This is a genomic window from Pseudomonas sp. R2-7-07 (genome assembly GCF_003852355.1).
GTDB lineage: Bacteria > Pseudomonadota > Gammaproteobacteria > Pseudomonadales > Pseudomonadaceae > Aquipseudomonas.
The window spans coordinates 5441617-5462084 of record NZ_CP027759.1 but is presented as its reverse complement, the minus strand read 5'-3'; the positions used below and the strand labels follow the sequence as shown (position 1 = coordinate 5462084).

Annotated in this window: 17 protein-coding genes; 9 read left to right on the top strand and 8 right to left on the bottom strand. The window is 62.7% G+C overall.

Translation table 11 applies throughout. The annotated features are described in order from the left end of the window. The first annotated feature begins 10 nt into the window (after positions 1–10). The 5 genes from C4J86_RS25195 (at position 11) to C4J86_RS25175 (ending at position 6217) form a co-directional block, all read left to right on the top strand. Positions 11–874 carry a LysR family transcriptional regulator gene (locus tag C4J86_RS25195; RefSeq protein WP_124372196.1) on the top strand — a complete coding sequence of 288 codons (864 nt, stop codon included), beginning with the start codon at positions 11–13 and terminating at the stop codon, positions 872–874. Between the two features lie 262 nt (positions 875–1136). After that, the gene (locus tag C4J86_RS25190; RefSeq protein ID WP_124372195.1) at positions 1137–2201 is read left to right on the top strand and encodes a putative 2-aminoethylphosphonate ABC transporter ATP-binding protein; all 1065 of its coding nucleotides are present in this window, start codon (positions 1137–1139) and stop codon (positions 2199–2201) included. 7 nt (positions 2202–2208) lie between these two features. Next, positions 2209–3915 carry a putative 2-aminoethylphosphonate ABC transporter permease subunit gene (locus C4J86_RS25185; protein WP_177413174.1) on the top strand — a complete coding sequence of 569 codons (1707 nt, stop codon included), beginning with the start codon at positions 2209–2211 and terminating at the stop codon, positions 3913–3915. Positions 3916–3935: 20 nt separating this feature from the next. After that, positions 3936–4958 (top strand): putative 2-aminoethylphosphonate ABC transporter substrate-binding protein, encoded by a 1023-nt coding sequence (locus tag C4J86_RS25180; RefSeq protein WP_124364839.1) that lies wholly within the window; start codon positions 3936–3938, stop codon positions 4956–4958. Positions 4959–5086: 128 nt separating this feature from the next. Next, positions 5087–6217 (top strand): TIGR03364 family FAD-dependent oxidoreductase, encoded by a 1131-nt coding sequence (locus C4J86_RS25175; RefSeq protein WP_124372193.1) that lies wholly within the window; start codon positions 5087–5089, stop codon positions 6215–6217. A 7-nt stretch (positions 6218–6224) separates the two neighbouring features. Here C4J86_RS25175 and C4J86_RS25170 read toward each other — a convergent pair whose 3' ends face one another. Both C4J86_RS25170 and C4J86_RS25165 read right to left on the bottom strand, forming a co-directional pair. Next, positions 6225–7592: a DUF3482 domain-containing protein gene (locus C4J86_RS25170; protein WP_124372192.1), complete on the bottom strand. Its 1368-nt coding sequence runs from the start codon at positions 7590–7592 to the stop codon at positions 6225–6227. Further along, positions 7585–8964, bottom strand: coding sequence for a DUF2868 domain-containing protein (locus C4J86_RS25165; RefSeq protein WP_124372191.1), 1380 nt, complete (start codon positions 8962–8964; stop codon positions 7585–7587). The genes C4J86_RS25170 and C4J86_RS25165 overlap by 8 nt, the downstream gene beginning before the upstream one ends. A gap of 69 nt (positions 8965–9033) precedes the next feature. Between C4J86_RS25165 and C4J86_RS25160 the strand changes: the two genes are divergently transcribed. After that, positions 9034–9546 carry a dihydrofolate reductase gene (locus C4J86_RS25160; protein ID WP_124372190.1) on the top strand — a complete coding sequence of 171 codons (513 nt, stop codon included), beginning with the start codon at positions 9034–9036 and terminating at the stop codon, positions 9544–9546. An 84-nt stretch (positions 9547–9630) separates the two neighbouring features. Here the strand turns inward: C4J86_RS25160 and C4J86_RS25155 are convergent, their stop codons facing one another. Next, on the bottom strand, positions 9631–11022 hold the full coding sequence (locus tag C4J86_RS25155; RefSeq protein WP_124372189.1) for an L-cystine transporter: 1392 nt from the start codon (positions 11020–11022) through the stop codon (positions 9631–9633). Positions 11023–11263: 241 nt separating this feature from the next. Between C4J86_RS25155 and C4J86_RS25150 the strand changes: the two genes are divergently transcribed. Further along, the gene (locus C4J86_RS25150) at positions 11264–12322 is read left to right on the top strand and encodes a haloacid dehalogenase-like hydrolase (RefSeq protein ID WP_124372188.1); all 1059 of its coding nucleotides are present in this window, start codon (positions 11264–11266) and stop codon (positions 12320–12322) included. Between the two features lie 193 nt (positions 12323–12515). Here the strand turns inward: C4J86_RS25150 and ilvD are convergent, their stop codons facing one another. Together ilvD and C4J86_RS25140 are read right to left on the bottom strand one after the other, a co-directional pair. Next, on the bottom strand, positions 12516–14357 hold the full coding sequence (gene ilvD / locus C4J86_RS25145) for a dihydroxy-acid dehydratase (RefSeq protein WP_057723488.1): 1842 nt from the start codon (positions 14355–14357) through the stop codon (positions 12516–12518). Between the two features lie 309 nt (positions 14358–14666). Continuing rightward, positions 14667–15863, bottom strand: a complete 1197-nt coding sequence (locus C4J86_RS25140; protein WP_053127951.1) for a class I SAM-dependent rRNA methyltransferase — start codon at positions 15861–15863, stop codon at positions 14667–14669. Positions 15864–16158: 295 nt separating this feature from the next. Here C4J86_RS25140 and C4J86_RS25135 point away from each other — a divergent pair, with 295 nt between their 5' ends. Both C4J86_RS25135 and mutM read left to right on the top strand, forming a co-directional pair. Next, entirely contained in the window at positions 16159–16971 is an 813-nt protein-coding gene (locus C4J86_RS25135; RefSeq protein ID WP_177413172.1) for an HDOD domain-containing protein, read from the top strand. Between the two features lie 21 nt (positions 16972–16992). Then, the gene (gene mutM, locus C4J86_RS25130; protein ID WP_124364828.1) at positions 16993–17805 is read left to right on the top strand and encodes a bifunctional DNA-formamidopyrimidine glycosylase/DNA-(apurinic or apyrimidinic site) lyase; all 813 of its coding nucleotides are present in this window, start codon (positions 16993–16995) and stop codon (positions 17803–17805) included. Positions 17806–17921: 116 nt separating this feature from the next. On the opposite strand, the gene C4J86_RS25125 is transcribed toward mutM, so the two are convergent. The 3 genes from C4J86_RS25125 to C4J86_RS25115 form a co-directional block, all read right to left on the bottom strand. Then, positions 17922–18173, bottom strand: a complete 252-nt coding sequence (locus C4J86_RS25125) for a YfhL family 4Fe-4S dicluster ferredoxin (protein WP_003195146.1) — start codon at positions 18171–18173, stop codon at positions 17922–17924. A 102-nt stretch (positions 18174–18275) separates the two neighbouring features. Beyond that, a complete protein-coding gene (gene coaD, locus C4J86_RS25120) occupies positions 18276–18755 on the bottom strand; it encodes a pantetheine-phosphate adenylyltransferase (protein WP_049711086.1) in 480 nt (159 codons plus the stop codon). 103 nt (positions 18756–18858) lie between these two features. Next, positions 18859–20454, bottom strand: a complete 1596-nt coding sequence (locus C4J86_RS25115; RefSeq protein ID WP_124372186.1) for a GMC family oxidoreductase — start codon at positions 20452–20454, stop codon at positions 18859–18861. Positions 20455–20468 lie beyond the last annotated feature (14 nt).

The window sequence follows — 20468 nt, the reverse complement described above, 5'->3', positions numbered from 1 at the left end:
AGAGGGTGGTGTGCTGAGTGCTGAGCTGAAGGCGTTTTTCATGGTCGCCCGCCTGGGCAGCATTACCCAGGCGGCGAAAAAGCTCGGCCTGAGCCAGCCCACGGTCACTACCCAGATCCGCAACCTGGAAAGCCACTACGGCGTTGAACTGTTCTACCGTGGCGGCCGCCGCCTGACCGTCAGCGATGAAGGCGCGCGGCTGTTGCCGATGGTCAAGGCGCTGTTGCAGCAGGAGGCGGACATCGAGTTTTTCCTGCGCAATAACGGCCAGGTCCAGGGCACCTTACGGATTGCCGCCACCGCGCCGTACTACATTCTGGACCTGGTCAAAGCCTTTCGCGAACGCCTGCCGCACGTAGAGGTGTCGGTGGAAATCGGCAATTCCCAGCAGGTGCTCGAAGCGCTGGACGACTACCGCGTCGACGTCGCCGCCTCGTCGCAGTTGGTGGAAGACCCGCGTCTGGTGCGCCGCGTATTGGGCACGGACCCGCTGGTGTTGGCGGTACACCGCAATCACCCGTTGGCCAAGCTTGATCACGTACCGTTGAGCGCGCTCATCGGGCATACCTTGCTGATGCGTGAAGCAGGTTCTACCACCCGCAGGCTGACGGAAGAGATGCTGAAGAACGCGGGCGTGGGGTACGGGCCGTTGCTGGAGATTGGCAGCCGTGAGTCGATTCGCGAGGCAGTGCTGCGCAATATCGGCATCAGCATCATCGCACGCCACGAAGTGCCGCATGATCCACAGCTGAAGGTGCTGACCATCGAGAAGGCGCCGCAGATTCCGGAGTATCTGTACTGCCTCAAGGAGCGTAAAGGTGCCCGGTTGCCGGCGGCGTTCCTTGGCCTGGCCCAGGAAATGTCACCCTTGTAGGAGCGAGCTGATCGTTCCCACGTTCCGCGTGGGAATGCCTCCTGGGACGCTCCGCGTCCCGTCACTGCCGCCCACAGGTGACGCAGAGCGTCACGGGCTGCATTCCTACGCGGGAGCGTAGGAACGATCGGGACCGGCACCACATTTCTAAGAATCCTACACAAATCCACCAATACCACTATCACCCCCTTTAGCCTTCCTGCCACACCAACGACGCATTCCCTCCCTAGCATGGCCCCCATCAGTTCGATGAGGTGCCACCATGAACACAGCCCTGACCCAACCCGGCGCGCCGATGAAGGTGCGCGGTATCCAGAAACGCTTCGGCGCCTTTACCGCGTTGGACAACGTGTCCCTGGACGTCGCCGCCGGCGAGCTGGTGTGCCTGCTGGGCCCGTCCGGCTGCGGCAAAACCACGTTGCTGCGCTGCATCGCCGGGCTTGAGCGCCAGGACAGCGGCGAACTTTACCTGGGTGACCGCGATGTTTCCCAGCTGCCGCCCCAGGCGCGGGACTACGGCATTTTGTTCCAGTCCTACGCGCTGTTTCCCAACCTCACCGTTGAAGCGAACATCGGCTACGGCCTCGCCGGCTGCGGCCGTGATGAGGTGCGCAAGCGTGTCGGGCAAATGCTCGAATTGGTCGGCCTGCTCGGCAGCGAAAAGAAATTCCCCGGCCAGCTGTCCGGGGGCCAGCAGCAACGTGTCGCGCTGGCGCGGGCCCTGGCGCCGGCGCCTTCGTTATTGCTGTTGGATGAACCCATGTCGGCCCTCGACGCGCGGGTGCGCGAGCATCTGTGTACCGAGCTGCGCCAACTCCAGCGCCGCCTGGGCATCACCACGCTGATGGTCACCCACAACCAGGACGAAGCCATGTTGATGGCCGACCGCATCGCGGTCATGCACAACGGCAAGGTCGAGCAGTACGCCACGCCGCAGGAAATCTATGATCGCCCGGCCACGCCGTTCGTGGCGGAGTTCGTTGGTCAGGGCAATTGGCTGCCGTTCAGCCGCAACAGCGCCAGCCATGCCCAGGTCGGCGGGATGAATGTGCGCCTGGCCGACGACGCCGGCATCGCCAAATCCGGCCGGCTGTTCTGCCGCCCGGAAGCGATCAGCATTAATCCACCGGTGCATGAAGAAAACCTGTTCCCGGCCAAAGTTCGCGAAATTACGTTCCTGGGCAATCGCTGCCGTATGAGTTTTGAGCTGGAGCAGTTGCCGGGCCACCCGCTGCTGGCCGAGCTGGCCCCGGAAGCCATGCCGCGCCTGGGGGGCCAGGACATTCTGGTGGCCCTGCCGCCGCGCAGCTTGCAGGTGTTTGCCTGAGATGGCCATGGAGACGGCGATGACACTGCCGCGCGAAATTTCTCGAGCTGAAACGGGCGACCGCCTGTTTGTGGTCGGCGGCAAATTAGTGTGGCTGGGCCTGTTGGTGGTGGCGGTGTTGCTGCCGCTGTTGGCGATTTTCTGGCGTGGCTTCAGCAGCGAAGCCGGGCAGGGTGGCGGGTTGATCGCTGCACGCGAGCTGCTGACCAGTGCCAACTTCCACTGGTTGCTCGGCAATAGCCTGAAAGTTTCCCTGAGCGTCGCGGCCATCGTCGTACCGCTGGCCTATCTGTTTGCCTACGCGCTGCAGCGCACCTTGATCCCCGGCAAGGTGATCTGGCGCGGCGTGTCGCTGCTGCCCTTGATGGCGCCATCGATGTTGCCGGGCATTGCACTGGTGTATCTGTTCGGCAACCAGGGGCTGTTGCGCGGGTTGCTCTCGGAGAATATCTACGGCTTCTGGGGCATTGTGCTGGGTGAGGTGATTTACACCTTCCCACACGCCCTGATGATTCTGCTGTCGGCCTTGTCGCTGGCGGATGCGCGCTTGTTCGACGCGGCCTCAAGCATGGGCGCCAGCCCGGCCCGAGCGTTTCGCAGCATTACCTGGCCGGCAACGCGCCAGGCCGTATTCGCGGCGTTCTGCCTGGTGTTCACCCTGACCATCACCGATTTCGGCGTGCCCGTGGTGGTGGGCGGGGACTACCAGGTGCTGGCGCTGGAAGCCTACAAGGCGGTGGTCGGCCAGCAGCAGTTCGGCCGCGGTGCGTTGATCGGCATGGTGCTGCTGTTGCCGGCGCTGTTCAGCTTTGGTGTGGATGCGTGGTTGCGGCGCCGTCACGGTGACGCCATGAGCGGGCGTGCCCAGGTATTTCAACCACTGCCGTCGCGTTCCAGGGACGGCTGCTACCTGGCTATCGTGCTGCTGATCTGCGCGGCGCTGCTGCTGGTGTTCGGCATGGCGGTGTATTCCTCGCTGGTCAAGTTCTGGCCCTACAACCTGTCGCTGTCCTTGAACCACTACCAGTTCGAAGACACTGCCGGCGGCGGCTGGCTGGCCTATCGCAACAGCCTGACCATGGCGCTGTGCACGGCATTGATCGGCAGTGTGCTGATCTTCACCGGCGCCTACCTGATGGAAAAAACCAAGGGCCAACAGAGCCTGAACCTGGCCCTGCGCCTGCTCAGCTTTGTGCCGATGGCCGTACCGGGCCTGGTGCTGGGCCTGGGCTATGTGTTCTTTTTCAACCTCGGCGGCAACCCGCTGCATGTGTTCTACGGCAGCATGGCACTGCTGGTGGTGTGCACCATTGCTCACTATCTGACCACTGCGCAAATGACCGCCACCACTGCGCTGCGCCAACTGGACGTGGAATTCGAAGCCGCCGCGTTGTCCCTCAAGGCGCCGCTCTATCGCCATTACTTGAAAGTGACGGTGCCGATCTGCCTGCCGGCGCTGCTGGATATTCTGCGTTACCTGTTCGTGTCGGCGATGACCACCGTCTCCGCTGCGATCTTTCTCTACAGCCCCGACACCATCCTCGCCGCCGTCGCCGTCTTGAACATGGACGATGCCGGCAATGTGGGCGGCGCTGCGGCCATGTCGACCCTGATCCTGTTCACCTCAGGCAGCGTCTCGCTGCTGCTGGCGTGGGCCTCACGTGGCGCCTTGCGCCGCTCCCAAGCCTGGCGCCAGACCGCGCCCGGGCAATGATCCTTCAAAGGAGGTATTCGATGTTCAAGCCACTGGCGCTGGTCGCTGCCGTACTCACCGCATTCAGCCTGAATGCCTTCGCCAACACCGAGTTGACCGTGTACACGGCCCTTGAAGCCGAGCAGTTGAAGACCTACAAAAAGGCCTTCGAGCAGGCCAACCCGGATATCCAGATCAAGTGGGTGCGCGACTCCACCGGCATCATCACCGCCAAGCTGTTGGCTGAAAAGGACCGCCCGCAGGCCGACGTGGTGTGGGGCCTGGCCGCCTCCAGCCTGGCGATCCTCGATCAACAAGGCATGCTCGATCGTTACGCGCCGAAGGACCTGGACAAGATCGGCAAAAACTACCGCGACGCCGCCAACCCACCGGCCTGGGTCGGCATGGATGTGTGGGCGGCGACCATTTGCTTCAACACCGTCGAAGCCGAGAAACAGGGCCTGAGCAAACCGGTGAGTTGGCAGGACCTGACCAAGCCTGAGTACAAGGGCAAGATCGTGATGCCCAACCCGGCGTCCTCCGGTACCGGCTTTCTGGACGTGAGCGCCTGGTTGCAAACCTTTGGTGAGCAGCAGGGCTGGCAGTACATGGACGAGCTGCACCAGAACATCGGCCAGTACGTTCACTCCGGCTCCAAGCCGTGCAAGCTGGCGGCGTCCGGGGAGTTTCCGATCGGTATTTCGTTTGAATACCCGGCCGTACAGCTCAAGCGCCAGGGCGCGCCGCTGGACATCATCCTGCCGAAGGAAGGCCTGGGCTGGGAAATCGAGGCGACGGCGGTGATCAAGGGCACGGCCCACGCCGATGCCGCCAGGAAACTCGCGGACTTTTCCGCCAGCCCGGCGGCGATGGAGCTGTACAAGGACAACTTCGCGGTGCTGGCCCAGCCAGGGATTGCCAAGCCGCAGACCGAATTGCCCGCCGATTACGAGCAGCGGTTGATCAAGAACGACTTTGCCTGGGCCTCGAAGAACCGCGACAGCATCCTGGCGCAATGGCGCAAACGCTATGACGGCAAGTCGGAGAAGGTGGCGGGGCAGTAAGGGTACCGATCGTTCCCACGCTCCGCGTGGTAACGCCGCTCCGGACGCTCCGCGTCCGCTCTTGAAGGTCGTGACGCGGAGCGTCACTGGATGAATTCCCACGCGGAGCGCGGGAACGAGAGGACAGTATGAGTAGTGACCTGTTAATTGTCGGCGCCGGCATCCTCGGCCTCTCCCATGCCTACGCCGCTGCCAGGCGCGGGCTCAAGGTCAAGGTTTTCGAACGCAGCGCCACCCCGCTGGGCGCCTCGGTGCGCAACTTCGGCCAGGCGCTGGTCACCGGCCAACCGCCGGGGCCGATGCTCGACCTGGCGCGGCAAAGCCGCGATATCTGGGCACACTGGGCGCAGGCCTGCGGCTTTCAGCTCAAGCGCAATGGCTCCTACCTGTTCGCCCGTACCGAAGCCGAAGAGCACCTGCTCGAAGCCTTCTGCGCCGGGCGTGCCCGCGAGCACGGCTACAACGTGGCGTTGCTGCAAGGCGCGGCGTTGAACGACCTGTACGGCGGCCAGTTCCGCCATCACCGCGCCGCGCTGCATGGCGAGGACGACCAGCAACTGTATTCGCGCGAAGCGATCCCGGCGCTGATCAACTACCTGGCCCAGGAACTGAACGTGGAGTTTCACTTTTCGACCCTGGTGCGCGACGTCGAGCCGGGCCAGTTGCACAGCACGGCGGGGCGTTTTCGCGGCGAGCAGATCATTGTGTGTTCCGGGCACGACTACCAGACCCTGCTGGCCGAATCGATCGCCCCGCTCAACCCACAAATCTGCCGCCTGCAAATGCTGCGTGCACGGCCGGCGCTTGAGCTGAACCTGCAACACGCCGTGTGGACCGGCCTCAGTTGCGTGCATTACGGCGCGTTCGCCGACTTGCCGCAAGCTGCGTCGGTGCAGGCGCAGATCCTGCGCGAAGCACCGCACCTGCACGAGCACGGCATTCACCTGCTGATCAGCCCTACGCCCCATGGCGACCTGATCATCGGCGATTCCCATGATTACGGCAGCGATGCATCGCCGTTCAACGCCGAGCAGGTCGATGACTGGCTGATCGAACTGGCCGAGCAGACCCTGGGCTGCACGATCCAGGTGCTGGAGCGTTGGCAGGGCGTATATGGCTCGCGTGGGCCCGCGCCGTTTTCGTTTGTGCAGGCGGCTGCCGGCATCAGCATTGCGCTGATGCATACCGGTGTGGGCATGAGTGTGGGGCCGGCCATGGCCGAGCGAAATATCACGGCACTGTGGGGGCCGGCGTGCTAATGGCGGATCAGGCTTCGTCCAATCGCTGAGCCAGCGCCTCGATTTGCTCCTGACGCTCGGCCTGGCTCAACCTGGAGTGGGGGTTGAGCGATGACCATTGCGGATAGGCGCGCGCTTTGTTCAAGGCGTCCGGCAGCTTGCCTTCGCGCCAGGTTTTATCCTGGGGCGTATCGACCTTGATGCCGTGCATCGCCGCATGGCCGCGCAGGTTCAAGGCCTTGAGCAACTGGCGTTGGCGCAGGGCGAGCAGGCGCAGCACGCTGTCGTCGACGGTCAGCTCGCGCTGGCCTTTGATTTTGCCCAGCAGGCGGCCGCCATAACTGCGCGCGGTCTGCAGCGCGCCACCGGCAATCGCACCGGCGATGGCGGCAGCGCCGAGGGTCAAGCCGCCGACCAACAGGTCCACGCCCGCGCCGGCTGCCGCGCCTGCGGCGATCCCGCCACCTACGCGCACCCCAAGCTGTTTGAGGGTTTCGGGGTTGAACAGGTCGTCGCCCCAGCGTCCGTCCAGCAGCGGCAGGTCGCTGGCGGCGGCGTCCTGCGGGCGGAAGCCGAACAGCTTGAGCAGGGAATCCACGCACTTTTGTTCGCGTTGGCGCACGGCCTTGCGCAGTTCGCTGATCGCGTGCGGCTCATCTGCGGTCATTACGCTGCGCCGGCACGCTGCACAGTCGATCAACAATTCGGCGATCAAGCGTGCGGCGCTTTGCTGGCGCGCCTGGCGTTGGGCTTGCTGGTCGAGGATCAGCCGTTCCAACTGCGGCCGTGCGTTTTCCAGCAGCAGGGCCAGGCTTTCATACAACCGCTGTTCGCCGTCTTCCGGCGGCGCCACGCTGTCAAAGCGCACCAGCGCATGCAGGCCCAGGCGAGCCAGAGCTTCGCGCCACTGGGGTTCGCGGTGCTCGCTGCTGCTGACGAAATTGAGCACCGGCAGCAAGGGTTTGCCGCAGCTGGCCAGCACCTGCAACTCGTCGCGGTACTTGGCCAGTACCGGTTCGCGGGCGTCGATCACGTACAGGCCGCCATCCGAGGCCAACAGTTGGCGCAGCACCTTGGCTTCCTGTTCGAAGCGTTGGCGCGCTTCGCTGCCTTCCAGGAACCGCGTCAGGCGGGCCGGGCCATCCAGGCGTTCACCGGGGCGGTCGAGGCGTTCGAGGTAGTCGAGCAGGGCGATGGCGTCTTCCAGGCCGGGTGTGTCGTACAGCTCCAGCAAGGCTTCGCCATCCACCGATAAGCGCGCACCTTCGACATGCCGCGTGGTGCTGGGGCGATGGGAGACTTCGCCAAAGCCGACATCGCGGGTCAGGGTGCGCAGCAGTGAGGTCTTGCCCACGTTGGTATGGCCGACTACGGCGAGCTTCAGGGGTTTAGTCATGACCGCTCTCCAGCCAGTTCAACGGTGCGCAGTCGGCGAAGGGCAGCTCAAGCTGTTGCAGCGCGCTGTGCCAGTCGCCCAGGCGCTCGGCATCCAGCGCCTGGCCGGGCGGCGCTTGCAGCAGCCACACCCGTGTGGCCGCGGCACTGCGCGCCAGTTCGGCGATCAGCGCCAGGCTGCCACGGTCGGGCGAGCGACGCGGGTCGCAGGCGATGGCCAGGCGCGCGGGCGGGAAGCGTGTGAGCTGCTCCAGCAGTCTGTTGCGCGATTCACGGCTGTCGAGAATGCCGGCGTTCTTGACCGTGCCGGGCAGTTTGGGCGGCCAGGGGCGCTGGTCGTCCAGTTCGATGGCAACCAGCAGCGCGCCGTCGCTGTGCAGCTCACTGACGCCGCCCGCCACCTGGTGCAGGTGTTCCGGCGCCGCATCGTTGACCCCCAGCCGCTCGCTGCTCGGCATCAGGCGCTCGCGCAGTTGGGCGTAGCCGGGCTGGGTGAGGTCCAGGCCCAAGGCCGCGCGCCCACGTTTCCAGCGCCACAGGCACAGCAGCGCCAGTACCAGCCGGGGCAGCACCCCGTAGACCAGCAACACCCCCACCAACCAGGCGGCCCAGGCCTGGCGGGCGCTTTCGATATTCAGTGCGGAGTCGCCGCTGGCGCGGATCATCTCGACCGTCGGTACGTTGAAGCCGAGCAGGGCGGGCAGTGTGCCAAGGGCCTGAGTGACGGCGATGAAGGTATCCGCTCCCAGGATGGTGGTTTCCCACACGAAGCCGTAACGCCGGGTGGCGAGCAGCATCAGTAAAACCAGCAGGGCGCTGAGCAATGCCAGCAACCACAGGCTGTTGACCAGCACACCAACCGCCCAACGGTTGAGTTTATGGCGCTGCAGCAACAGTAGCAGTGCCGGTGCCAGCTGCGCGGCCTTGGCGTCGCGCGCAAGTTTTTCGCTGAGCCACAGCCACAGGCGACCGAGGCTGGCGCTGTGTTCGCCGGCAAACACCAGGCCCAGGGCCCAACTGAGCAGCAGGATCAGGTTCAGGCCGAGCAGGCTGCCCAGGGCCCAGAACACATTCACCGGGGTAACGCCGTTGCCCAGCGCGGCAAACGCCAGGCCGGCGCCGCTGATAACTGCGACTATCGCCAGCATTACCACGGCCAGGCGCGCGCCTTGCAGCCAGCGACTGAGCGCGCCGGTCAGGCCGTCGCGTTCGGCCAGGTGCAGCGCACGTTGCGCGATACGCGTTGGCAGGTCGCCACCGGCCGAGCGGGCCAGGCGGTTGGCTTCGAGGTCTTCCAGGGGGCCGGCGTGTTCTTCGCGCAGGCGCACGGTTTCGGTCAGCCAGAGTGTGTGCAGCGGGTTCAGTGCAGTCACGCGCCATCCTGTTGTGTTCGTGAGGTTGGAGCATAACCGCTGACTCGCAGCTCTGGTATTCTCGTCGCCATGAAAAAAACTCTCCCTCTAAGCCTGATCGCAGCCCTCGGTGAAAACCGCGTGATCGGCGTCGACAACAGCATGCCCTGGCATTTGCCGGGGGATTTCAAATATTTCAAGGCCACCACCCTCGGCAAGCCGATCATCATGGGGCGCAAGACCTGGGATTCCCTGGGCCGACCGTTGCCGGGGCGCCTGAACATCGTGGTCAGCCGTCAGACCGATCTGGTGCTTGAAGGTGCGCAAGTATTTGCGTCACTGGAAGCTGCGGTTGAACGCGCCGAGGCGTGGGCACTGGAGCAGGGCGTGGATGAGCTGATGCTGATCGGCGGTGCGCAACTGTATGCGCAGGGGCTGGAACACGCCGATCGCCTGTACTTGACGCGGGTGGCGTTGAGCCCGGAAGGGGATGCGTGGTTTCCGGAGTTTGATCAGAGCCAGTGGAAGTTGGTGTCGAATCTGGAGAACCCGGCCGAGGGTGATAAACCGGCTTACAACTTCGAAGTTTGGGAAAAGGCCTAAAAGCATCGGGGGCAAGCCCCCTCCCACATTTGAATGTATTCACAAATCAAAGTGTGGGAGGGGCTTGCCCCCGATAGCGTTCTATCAGGCCTGCGCTAGCTCAGCATGCTCATCGGCATCCAGCAACGCTTTATCCGTCTGCCCCATGAGCTGGCTGGTAATCGCCCCCGCCGTCATCGAGCCATTTACGTTCAACGCCGTGCGGCCCATGTCGATCAGCGGCTCCACGGAAATCAGCAGCGCTACCAGTGACACCGGCAAGCCCATGGCCGGCAGCACGATCAGCGCGGCGAAGGTCGCACCACCGCCAACCCCGGCAACGCCGGCCGAGCTCAAGGTCACAATCGCCACCAATGTCGCGATCCAAAGCGGGTCCAGCGGGTTGATGCCGACCGTTGGCGCCACCATCACCGCCAACATCGCAGGATAGAGCCCGGCACAGCCGTTCTGGCCGATGGTCGCGCCAAACGAAGCGGCGAAACCGGCGATTGACTGCGGGATGCCCAGGCGACGGGTCTGCGCTTCGATGCTCAAGGGGATCGAGGCCGCGCTGGAGCGGCTGGTGAAGGCAAACGTCAGCACCGGCCACACCTTGCGGAAGAAGCGCAGCGGGTTGACGCCGGCCAGCGACAGCAACAGGCCGTGCACCACGAACATCAGGCCCAGGGCCAGGTACGACACCACGACAAAGCTGCCGAGCTTGATGATGTCCTGCAGGTTGGAGCTGGCGACCACCTTGGTCATCAGCGCCAGTACGCCGTACGGAGTCAGCTTCATGACCAGGCGCACCAGGCGCATCACCCAGGCTTGCAGGGTGTCGATGGCGTTGAGCACTTTCTGGCCTTTCTCCACGTCATCCTTGAGCAGTTGCAGCGCGGCAACCCCCAGGAATGCGGCAAAGATCACCACGCTGATGATTGACGTCGGCTTGGCCCGGGCCAGGTCGGCGAACGGGTTGGCCGGCACGAACGACAGCAGCAATTGCGGGATATTCAGGTCGGCGACCTTGCCCGCGTAATCGTTCTGGATCACTTGCAGGCGCGCCATTTCCTGGGTGCCGGCGACCAGGCCTTCGGCGGTCAGGCCGAACAGGTTGGTCAGGCCGATACCGATCAGCGCGGCAATCGCGGTGGTGAACAGCAGGGTGCCGATGGTCAGGAAGCTGATCTTGCCCAGGGACGAGGCGTTGTGCAGACGCGCCACGGCACTGAGGATCGAGGCGAACACCAGCGGAATCACGATCATTTGCAGCAGTTGCACATAGCCGTTGCCGACCAGGTCGAACCAACCAATGGAAGCCTTGAGCACCGGGTGGCCGGCGCCATAGATGGCATGCAATACCACACCGAATACCACGCCAAGCACCAGGGCGAACAGCACCTTCTTGGCAAGGCTCCATTGAGTACGGCCGGTTTGTGCCAGGCCCAGCAACAGGGCCACGAACACCAGTAAGTTGAGAATCAGGGGAAGATTCATTGAAGCTCCGTTGAGAAGGCAGCCAATCGCGTGAGCCTGCGATTGCGAACCGGAGAGCCTAACAGCTTGAAATATATTGATTTAATACCGATATGGAATGGTCACTGTCGTTTTTGGAATAAGCGTTTGACGCTGCCGCGTATGCCGTTGGCGGAATCAGGACGCAGGCCGTCGTGCTCGACGCGAGGACTGTCACACAGATTTGTTAGCGTCGATGTCTTTCACTCAGGAAGGAACGCTTATGAAGCTCGCGCTGAAATTGCTTGCCGCCGCTCTCTGCCTTGGGCTCGCCAGCCAGGCGCTGGCCGCCACCGAGTTGAAACACTGGCCGGCGCCTGCCGCCAAACAATTGAACGAGATGATCGCTGCCAATGCCAACAAGGGCAATTTCGCAGTGTTCGACATGGACAACACCAGCTACCGCTACGACCTTGAAGAATCCCTGCTGCCGTACATGGAGAACAAGGGCCTGATCACCCGCGACAGCCTCGACCCTTCGCTCAAGCTGATGCCGTTCAAAGACACCGCCGACCACAAGGAAAGCCTGTTCAGCTACTACTATCGCCTCTGCGAAGTGGACGACATGGTGTGCTACCCGTGGGTGGCCCAAGTGTTTTCCGGCTTCACCCTCAAGGAACTCAAGGTCCAGGTCGACGAGTTGATGGCCTCCGGCAAGCCTGTGCCCGTCACCTATTTTGAAGGCGACGCGGTGAAGAAATCCGAAGTGCAGCCACCGAAAGTCTTCACCGGCCAGGCCGAGCTGTACAACAAGCTGATGGAAAACGGCATCGACGTGTATGTGATGACTGCTGCCTCGGAAGAACTGGTGCGCATGGTCGCCGCCGATCCGAAGTATGGCTACAACGTCAAACCCGAAAATGTCATCGGCGTGACCACTCTGCTCAAGGACCGCAAAACGGGCGAACTGACCACCGCGCGCAAACAGATCGCCGCCGGCAAATACGACGAGAAGGCCAACCTTGGCCTGGAACTCACGCCTTACCTGTGGACCCCGGCGACCTGGATGGCCGGCAAACACGCGGCGATCCTCACGTACATCGACGCGTGGAAAAAACCGGTGCTTGTCGGCGGCGACACCCCGACCAGCGACGGTTACATGCTGTTCCACGATGTGGACGTGGCCAAGGGCGGCATTCACTTGTGGATCAACCGCAAGGACAAATACATGACCCAGCTCAACGGCATGATGGCCAAGCATGCGGCGGCGCAGGCCAAGGAAGGGTTGCCGGTGACGGCGGACAAGAATTGGGTGATCGTCAAGCCGGAGGATATTCAGTAACAGGCTGAACGCGGTCAAAAAAATGTGGGAGGGGGCTTGCTCCCGATAGCGGTGGGTCAGGCAGCTCATATATTGCCTGACACTCTGCTATCGGGAGCAAGCCCCCTCCCACATTTGATCTTCATCGGTCTTGGGGTTTATCTCCAGGCAAAAAAATGCCCCGCCAAGTGCGGGGCATTTTCATGGGCGAGGCTTACAGTCCGTCTAGCATCGCCTTGTTACGCACAGCGCCTTTATCGGCACTGGTCGCCAACAGGGCATAAGCTTTCAACGCGGTCGTGACTTTGCGCGGGCGCTTCTCCACCGGCTTCCAGCCTTTCTTGTCCTGCTCGACCCGGCGTGCGGCCAGTTCTTCATCGCTGATCAACAGGTTGATCGAACGGTTCGGAATGTCGATCAGCACTTTGTCACCATCCTGCACCAGGCCGATCGCGCCGCCGGCAGCGGCTTCCGGCGAAGCGTGGCCGATGGACAGGCCCGAGGTGCCGCCGGAGAAGCGGCCGTCGGTGAGCAGGGCACAGGCTTTGCCCAGGCCTTTGGACTTGAGGTACGAAGTTGGGTAAAGCATTTCCTGCATACCCGGGCCGCCTTTGGGGCCTTCGTAGCGGATGATTACGATGTCGCCTTCTTTGACTTCGTCAGCCAGGATGCCGCGCACCGAGCTGTCCTGGCTTTCGTAGATCTTGGCGCGGCCTTCGAACACGTGGATGGACTCGTCCACACCGGCAGTCTTCACCACGCAACCGTCGAGGGCGATGTTGCCGTACAGCACGGCCAGGCCGCCTTCTTGGGAATAGGCGTGCTCGACACTGCGGATGCAGCCGTTTTCACGGTCGTCATCCAGGGTGTCCCAGCGGGTCGACTGGCTGAACGCGGTCTGGGTCGGAATGCCTGCAGGGCCTGCCTTGAAGAAGGTGTGCACGGCTTCGTCGTCAGTCTGGGTGATATCCCACTTGGCGATGCCTTCGGCGAGAGACGTGCTGTGCACAGTCGGCAGGTCGGTGTGCAGCAGGCCGCCACGGGCCAGGGAGCCCAGGATCGAGAAGATCCCGCCGGCGCGGTGCACGTCTTCCATGTGGTACTTCTGGATGTTCGGCGCGACCTTGCACAGTTGCGGCACGTGACGGGACAGACGGTCGATGTCGCGCAGGTCGAAATCGATCTCGGCTTCCTGGGCGGCAGCCAGCAAGTGCAGGATGGTGTTGGTGGAACCACCCATGGCGATGTCCAGGGTCATGGCGTTTTCGAACGCCTTGAAGTTGGCGATATTGCGCGGCAATACCGACTCATCGTTCTCGGTGTAGTAGCGCTTGCACAGCTCGACAATGGTGCGGCCAGCCTGCAGGAACAGTTGCTCGCGGTCGCTGTGGGTGGCCAGCGTCGAACCGTTGCCCGGCAAGGCCAGGCCCAGGGCTTCGACCAGGCAGTTCATCGAGTTGGCGGTGAACATGCCGGAGCATGAACCGCAGGTCGGGCAGGCGCTGCGCTCGTATTCCGCGACCTTCTCGTCAGAAGCGCTGGAATCGGCGGCGATGACCATGGCGTCGACCAGGTCGAGGCCGTGGGAGGCAAGCTTGGTCTTGCCGGCTTCCATCGGGCCGCCGGAGACGAAGATCACCGGGATGTTCAGGCGCAGGGCGGCCATCAGCATGCCGGGGGTGATCTTGTCGCAGTTGGAAATGCACACGATGGCGTCGGCGCAGTGGGCGTTGACCATGTACTCCACGGAGTCGGCGATGATCTCGCGGCTCGGCAGCGAGTACAGCATGCCGTCATGGCCCATGGCGATGCCGTCGTCCACGGCGATGGTGTTGAATTCCTTTGCCACGCCGCCGGCGCGTTCGATCTCGCGGGCGACCAATTGGCCCAGGTCCTTGAGGTGGACGTGGCCGGGGACGAACTGGGTGAACGAGTTGGCAATCGCGATGATCGGCTTCTTGAAGTCGTCATCTTTCATCCCCGTGGCACGCCACAGTGCGCGCGCGCCGGCCATGTTGCGGCCGTGGGTGGATGTTTTCGAGCGGTAATCTGGCATGGAGCACTCCGGGCGGCTAATCAGGTATCAAAGGGGAGTGAGCTTCTATTGACGTCTGGAACACCCGAAAAATGGCACTGGTGTCCGGAAGTTGCCGCAAACGTGACGGGATCGCCGTGCGCATTGGCCTTGAGCTCATAAACCCGCCGGGGGATGACTGGCGATGAATAGGCCCGATTCTACACCGTCTTCCTGTAGGAGCGAGCTTGCTCGCGAAAAACGTAAACGATAACGCAGCGCTATCAGGCAGCGCGCGTCGCCTGTTGGTTTTTCGCGAGCAAGCTCGCTCCTACAAGGGAGGTTCCGGTGTTAGCTGTTCGGCAACAACCGGCAGGTAATGCTCTTGATATAGCGTGTCTCGACGATCGCCGGGTGCACCGGATGGTCCGGGCCCTGGCCGCCGCGTTCGAGCATCTGGATATTGCGGTCCAGGTGGCGGGCGCTGGTCAGCAGGATGTTTTGCAGGTCGTCTTCGGGCAGGTGCATGGAGCACGAGGCGCTGACCAGGATGCCGTCCTTGCTGAGCAGGCGCATGGCTTGCTCGTTCAGGCGGCGGTAGGCGCCTTCGCCGTTTTTCATGTCTTTCTTGCGCTTGATGAAGGCCGGCGGGTCGGCGACGATCACGTCGAAGCGTTCTTCGCTGGCTTTGAGTTCCTTGAGCGCTTCGAACACGTCGCCTTCGATGCAGGTCATTTTCTCGGCGACGCCGTTCAGCGCGGCGTTGCGCTCCACGCCATCGAGGGCGAAGGCAGAGGCGTCGACGCAGAACACTTCACTGGCGCCGAAAGCCGCGGCTTGTACGCCCCAGCCGCCGATGTAGCTGTACAGGTCGAGTACGCGCTTGCCCTTGGCATACGGCGCCAGGCGTGCGCGGTTCATGCGGTGGTCGTAGAACCAGCCGGTTTTCTGGCCCTGGATCACCGGGGCTTCGAATTTCACGCCGTTTTCTTCCAGCGCCACCCACTCCGGCACCAGGCCGAACACGGTTTCGACGTAGCGGTTGAGGCCTTCAGCGTCGCGCGCGGCGGAGTCGTTCTTGAACAGGATGCCGCTCGGCTTGAGCACTTGGGTCAGCGCGGCGATCACGTCTTCTTTATGGGCTTCCATGGTCGCCGAGGCGATCTGCACGACGAGGATGTCGCCGAAACGGTCGACCACCAAACCTGGCAGCAGGTCGGAATCACCGTAGACCAGGCGATAGAACGGCTTGTCGAACAGGCGATCACGCAGCGACAGGGCGACGTTGATGCGGTGCACCAGCAGCGACTTGTCCAGCGGCAACTTAATGTCGCGCGACAGCAGGCGGGCGCAGATCAGGTTGTTCGGGCTCATGGCCACGATGCCGAGGGTCTTGCCGCCGGCTGCTTCCAGGATAGCCTGGTCACCTGCCTGGAAGCCGTGGAGTGGGGTGGCGGCCACGTCGATTTCGTTGCTGTAGACCCACAGGTGGCCGTTGCGCAAACGACGATCGGCGTTGGCTTTGAGACGCAGGCTTGGCAGGGACATGACGTCGCTCCGGAAAAAAGAGCGGGAGTATACCGTGTTGTGTAGTTATTGGCCGCGCCGCCGGACATGTGGGAGGGGGCTTGCTCCCGATAGCGGTATGTCAGAAACAGATGAGCTGACTGATCCACTGCTATCGGGAGCAAGCCCCCTCCCACATTTAGTCCGGTTTCAATCGGGCATTTGGGTGTCGGCCACGTCTGCATAAGGGTTAGAATCCCTGCCTAGCCCAGAGTGTGTACTTATGTCCCAAGAGCTTTCCGCCGAACAGATTCAGCAGGTGCTGCAAGGCATCAGCGTGCCGCCCCAGCCGCAAATCATGGTGGATTTGCAGATGGAACAGTACATGCCCGACCCGGACTTGGAAGTGATCGCCCGGCTGATCGCCCAGGACCCGGGCCTGTCCGGCGCGCTGCTGAAAATCGTCAACTCGCCGTATTACGGCCTGAGCAACAAGATCGCTTCGATCCAGCGCGCGGTGAACCTGCTGGGCAGCCGCTCGGTGATCAACCTGATCAATGCGTTGTCGATCAAAGGCGAGATGAGCGATGACACCATCGTCACGCTCAACCGCTTCTGGGACACGGCTCAGGACGTGGCCATGACCTGCCTGACCCTGGCCAAGCGCACCGGCGCTCAAGCGGTCGACGAAGCCTACGCCCTGGGCCTGTTCCACGATTGCGGCGTACCGCTGATGCTCAAGCGGTTCCCCAACTACATGACGGTATTGGAACAGGGCTACGCCAATGCCGGCCCGGATTGCCGCGTGGTCGACACCGAGAACAACGCGTTCAACACCAACCATGCAGTGGTGGGCTATTACACCGCCAAATCCTGGCGCCTGCCGGAGCATGTGACCGACGCCATCGCCAATCACCACAACGCCCTGGCGATTTTCAGCGATGAGTCGTCGCGTAACCCGGTGCTTAAAAACCTGCTGGCGATTCTGAAAATGGCCGAGCACATTTGTTCGTCCTATCGCGTGCTGGGCAACCAGACCGTCGACCGTGAATGGGAGGCGATCGGCCACCTGGTGCTGGATTACGTGGGCCTGTCGGACTACGACTTCGAAAGCCTGAAGTTGTCGATCTGCGAGCTGGGCGCGCACTGAGCCTTTCTTCCCGAGGTACACATGCCTGAGTTACCAGAAGTCGAAACCACCCGGCGCGGGATTGCCCCTCACCTGGAGGGCCAGCGCGTCAGCCGGGTGGTGGTGCGTGAGCGCCGCCTGCGCTGGCCGATTCCGGAAGACCTCGATGTGCGCCTGTCCGGGCAGCGCATCGTGCTGGTGGAGCGGCGCGCCAAGTACCTGTTGATCAATGCCGAAGTGGGCACTTTGATCAGCCACCTGGGCATGTCGGGCAACCTGCGCCTGGTTGAAGTCGGCATGCCTGCGGCCAAGCATGAGCATGTGGATATCGAATTGGAATCCGGCCTGGCCCTGCGCTACACCGATCCCCGGCGCTTTGGCGCGATGCTCTGGAGCCAGGACCCGCACAACCACGAGCTGCTGATCCGCCTGGGGCCGGAGCCGTTGACCGCGCTGTTTGATGGCGAGCGCTTGTTCCAGCTGTCCCGTGGGCGGTCGATGGCGGTCAAGCCGTTCATCATGGATAACGCGGTGGTGGTGGGCGTGGGCAATATCTATGCGACGGAAGCGCTGTTTGCGGCGGGAATCGATCCGCGTCGCGCGGCGGGCGGTATATCGCGGGGGCGTTATCTGAAGCTGGCGATCGAGATCAAGCGCGTGCTGGCGGCAGCCATCGAGCGCGGCGGTACCACGTTGCGCGACTTTATCGGTGGCGATGGGCAGCCGGGGTATTTCCAGCAGGAACTGTTCGTTTATGGCCGGGGCGGCGCGGCGTGCAAGGTCTGTGGGACCGAGTTGCGCAATGTGGTGCTGGGGCAGCGGGCGAGTGTGTTTTGTCCCAAGTGTCAGAGCTGAGTGCTGTGTGATGGCTGATATCGTCATCGGGGGCAAGCCCCCTCCCACATTTGAAATGCGTTCACATGTGGGAGGGGGCTTGCCCCCGATGAGGCCGCTACAGGCGCTGAATAGCCTCAAGCCTTACCGGTAATCTTCCGGTACTTCTCCATCAACTGCTCTTCCGTCTCCGGATGGGCTTCATCCAATGGAATGCAATCCACCGGGCACACCTGCTGGCATTGGGGCTCGTCGTAGTGGCCGACGCACTGGGTGCACAGGTTGGGGTCGATCACGTAGATCTCTTCGCCCTGGGAAATCGCAGCGTTCGGGCACTCGGGTTCGCAGACGTCGCAATTGATGCAATCGTCGGTGATGATCAGGGACATGAAAACTCCTGCCAGGGCCGTCAGCCAAGGCATCTGAAAACTAATGCGCGCAATTGTGCCGCATTGGCGCCCGCAGCGCGAGCGGGCGCCGGTTGAGCGGTCTTACTTCTTGAAGCGCAGCGTCAGCGCGTCCGCAACGGCCGGATGCACGAACTTGGTGATATCTCCGCCCAAAGCAGCGATTTCGCGCACCAACGTCGAGGAAATGAACGAGTAACGTTCCGACGGCGTCAGAAACAGGCTTTCCACGTCCGGCGCCAGTTGGCGGTTCATGTTGGCCAGCTGGAATTCATATTCGAAATCCGACACCGCGCGCAGGCCACGCAGGAACACATTGGCGTTCTGCTCCTTGGCAAAATGCGCCAGCAGCGTCGCAAAGCCCACCACTTCTACGTTAGGCAGGTGCTTGGTGACCTCACGGGCCAGCTCCACGCGTTGTTCCAGCGGGAACAGCGGGTTTTTCTTGGGGCTGGCGGCAACCGCGATGATCACATGGTCGAACAGGCGAGAGGCACGTTCGACCAGATCGCCATGGCCTTTGGTAATCGGGTCGAAGGTACCTGGGTACAACACTCGGTTCATCGCGTCGTCCTGGCGGAGTCCGTTGGGGAACCGGATGGTATCGCAGCCATCCCGGTCGGCCAAGTCGACTTATGTAGATAGATGCCGTGGATCCTGCGATTTTTCACGCTGTTTTCAGACGTTCGGACAAAGCCGACGCCAGTTGGGCAGTCAATCCATACACCGACAATTGGGGATTTGCCCCAATGCTGGTGGGGAACAGAGAGCCGTCGTGAATCGACAGGTTGCGCAGTTGGTGATGGCGCCCGAGGCTATCGGCCACTGCGTTTTTCGGGTCTTCGCCCATGGCACAACCGCCCATCACATGGGCGCTGCCCAGGGTGGTGCGATGCAGCTCGAGGCTCAAACCGTCGATCAAACTACGTGCGTCTGCCAGGTTATTCACGTACCGGGCGTCGTGATGCAGGGGCTTGACCGATTTGGCGCCCGCCGCGAACTGAATCTCGGCCATGCTGTGGAAGGCCCGGCGCAGGCCGTCCCAGGCATAGGGCGAGACCTGATAGTCGAGCACCGGCGTACCGTCACCGCGTAATTCCACTGCGCCGCCAGGGCTGTCGGGGTGAAAGCCGTCTCGCAATAGTGCGAGCATGGCGTGGGTGTGGGGCAATTGGCTCATGTCCAAGGCGTTCTGCGCGCCGTAGCCGCCGAACAGGGTGGTAGCCAGTCCTGGATGCAGGGGCGGAGCTTCTAGTTTGTAGGACATTTTACCGGTGGTGCCGTCCTGCCACTGGAAGTGGTCGGAATATATCGACTGCGGCGCCCCGTAGAAGGGGTTGATCACCTCGTCGAACAACCCGGCGGAGAAATTCACCAGGTGCAGGAAGGTGCGTTTGCCCAGGCGTGAATGCGGGTCGGGCGCGCCCGAGCGCATCAGCAATGCCGGGCTGTTGATGCCGCCGCCCGCGAGTACGTAGTGTTTGGCCTTCACGGTGATCTTGCGCCCGGTAGGCGCCACGCAGCGCTCATCCATGGCCATGCATTCCAGGCTGCTGATCGTGTCGCCGCTGTATTTGAGGCGCTCGGCGCGAGCCAGGTAGAGCAGCTCGCCGCCTTTTTCCAGGGTGGCGGGGATGGTGGTCACCAGCATCGATTGCTTGGCATTGACCGGGCAGCCCATGCCGCAATAACCCAGATTGAAGCAACCGCGCACATTGCGCGGGATCACGTGCCAGCTGTAGCCGAGCTTTTCGCAGCCTTTGCGGATCACGTCGTTGTTGGCATTAGGCGGCAGGGCCCATGGCGCGATGCCCAGGCGCTGCTCCATGGTCTCGAACCATGGCGCCATCTCGGCGCTGCTATGGCCCTTCACCGCGTAGTCGCTGGCCCAATGGGCGAGGGTGGCATCCGGTGTGCGGAAGCTGGAAGTCCAGTTGATCAGCGTGGTGCCGCCCACCGCCCGGCCCTGCAGGATGGTAATCGCACCGTCCTTGCTCATGCGGCCGATCCCTTCCTGGTACAGGCTGGCATAGGCTTCGTCTTCCAGCAGCTTGAAATCGCTGCTGGTCTTGAGTGGGCCTTCTTCGATCAACAGCACCTTGTAGCCAGCGGCGCTGAGGATTTCGGCGGTGGTGCCGCCACCGGCGCCGCTGCCGATGATGGCTACGTCGGCTTCCAGGGTCAGGTCGCTGTCGAGGGCGGCGCCGTTGTGGGTTTTCCAGCCGCGGGCCATGCCGTCGCGGAATAGATCGGGTACGGGCATCAGGTTCGTCTCTG

Excerpts from the sequence above, each read along its gene's own strand:
- C4J86_RS25160 (WP_124372190.1), top strand. The coding sequence starts at position 9,034 with ATGAAAAAAACTCTCCCTCTAAGCCTGATCGCAGCCCTCGGTGAAAAC.
- C4J86_RS25115 (WP_124372186.1), bottom strand. The coding sequence starts at position 20,454 with ATGCCCGTACCCGATCTATTCCGCGACGGCATGGCCCGCGGCTGGAAA.
- C4J86_RS25140 (WP_053127951.1), bottom strand. The coding sequence starts at position 15,863 with ATGTCCCTGCCAAGCCTGCGTCTCAAAGCCAACGCCGATCGTCGTTTG.
- C4J86_RS25125 (WP_003195146.1), bottom strand. The coding sequence starts at position 18,173 with ATGTCCCTGATCATCACCGACGATTGCATCAATTGCGACGTCTGCGAA.
- mutM (WP_124364828.1), top strand. The coding sequence starts at position 16,993 with ATGCCTGAGTTACCAGAAGTCGAAACCACCCGGCGCGGGATTGCCCCT.
- C4J86_RS25155 (WP_124372189.1), bottom strand. The coding sequence starts at position 11,022 with ATGAATCTTCCCCTGATTCTCAACTTACTGGTGTTCGTGGCCCTGTTG.
- C4J86_RS25150 (WP_124372188.1), top strand. The coding sequence starts at position 11,264 with ATGAAGCTCGCGCTGAAATTGCTTGCCGCCGCTCTCTGCCTTGGGCTC.
- C4J86_RS25175 (WP_124372193.1), top strand. The coding sequence starts at position 5,087 with ATGAGTAGTGACCTGTTAATTGTCGGCGCCGGCATCCTCGGCCTCTCC.
- C4J86_RS25190 (WP_124372195.1), top strand. The coding sequence starts at position 1,137 with ATGAACACAGCCCTGACCCAACCCGGCGCGCCGATGAAGGTGCGCGGT.
- coaD (WP_049711086.1), bottom strand. The coding sequence starts at position 18,755 with ATGAACCGAGTGTTGTACCCAGGTACCTTCGACCCGATTACCAAAGGC.
- C4J86_RS25170 (WP_124372192.1), bottom strand. The coding sequence starts at position 7,592 with ATGACTAAACCCCTGAAGCTCGCCGTAGTCGGCCATACCAACGTGGGC.
- ilvD (WP_057723488.1), bottom strand. The coding sequence starts at position 14,357 with ATGCCAGATTACCGCTCGAAAACATCCACCCACGGCCGCAACATGGCC.
- C4J86_RS25180 (WP_124364839.1), top strand. The coding sequence starts at position 3,936 with ATGTTCAAGCCACTGGCGCTGGTCGCTGCCGTACTCACCGCATTCAGC.
- C4J86_RS25185 (WP_177413174.1), top strand. The coding sequence starts at position 2,209 with ATGGAGACGGCGATGACACTGCCGCGCGAAATTTCTCGAGCTGAAACG.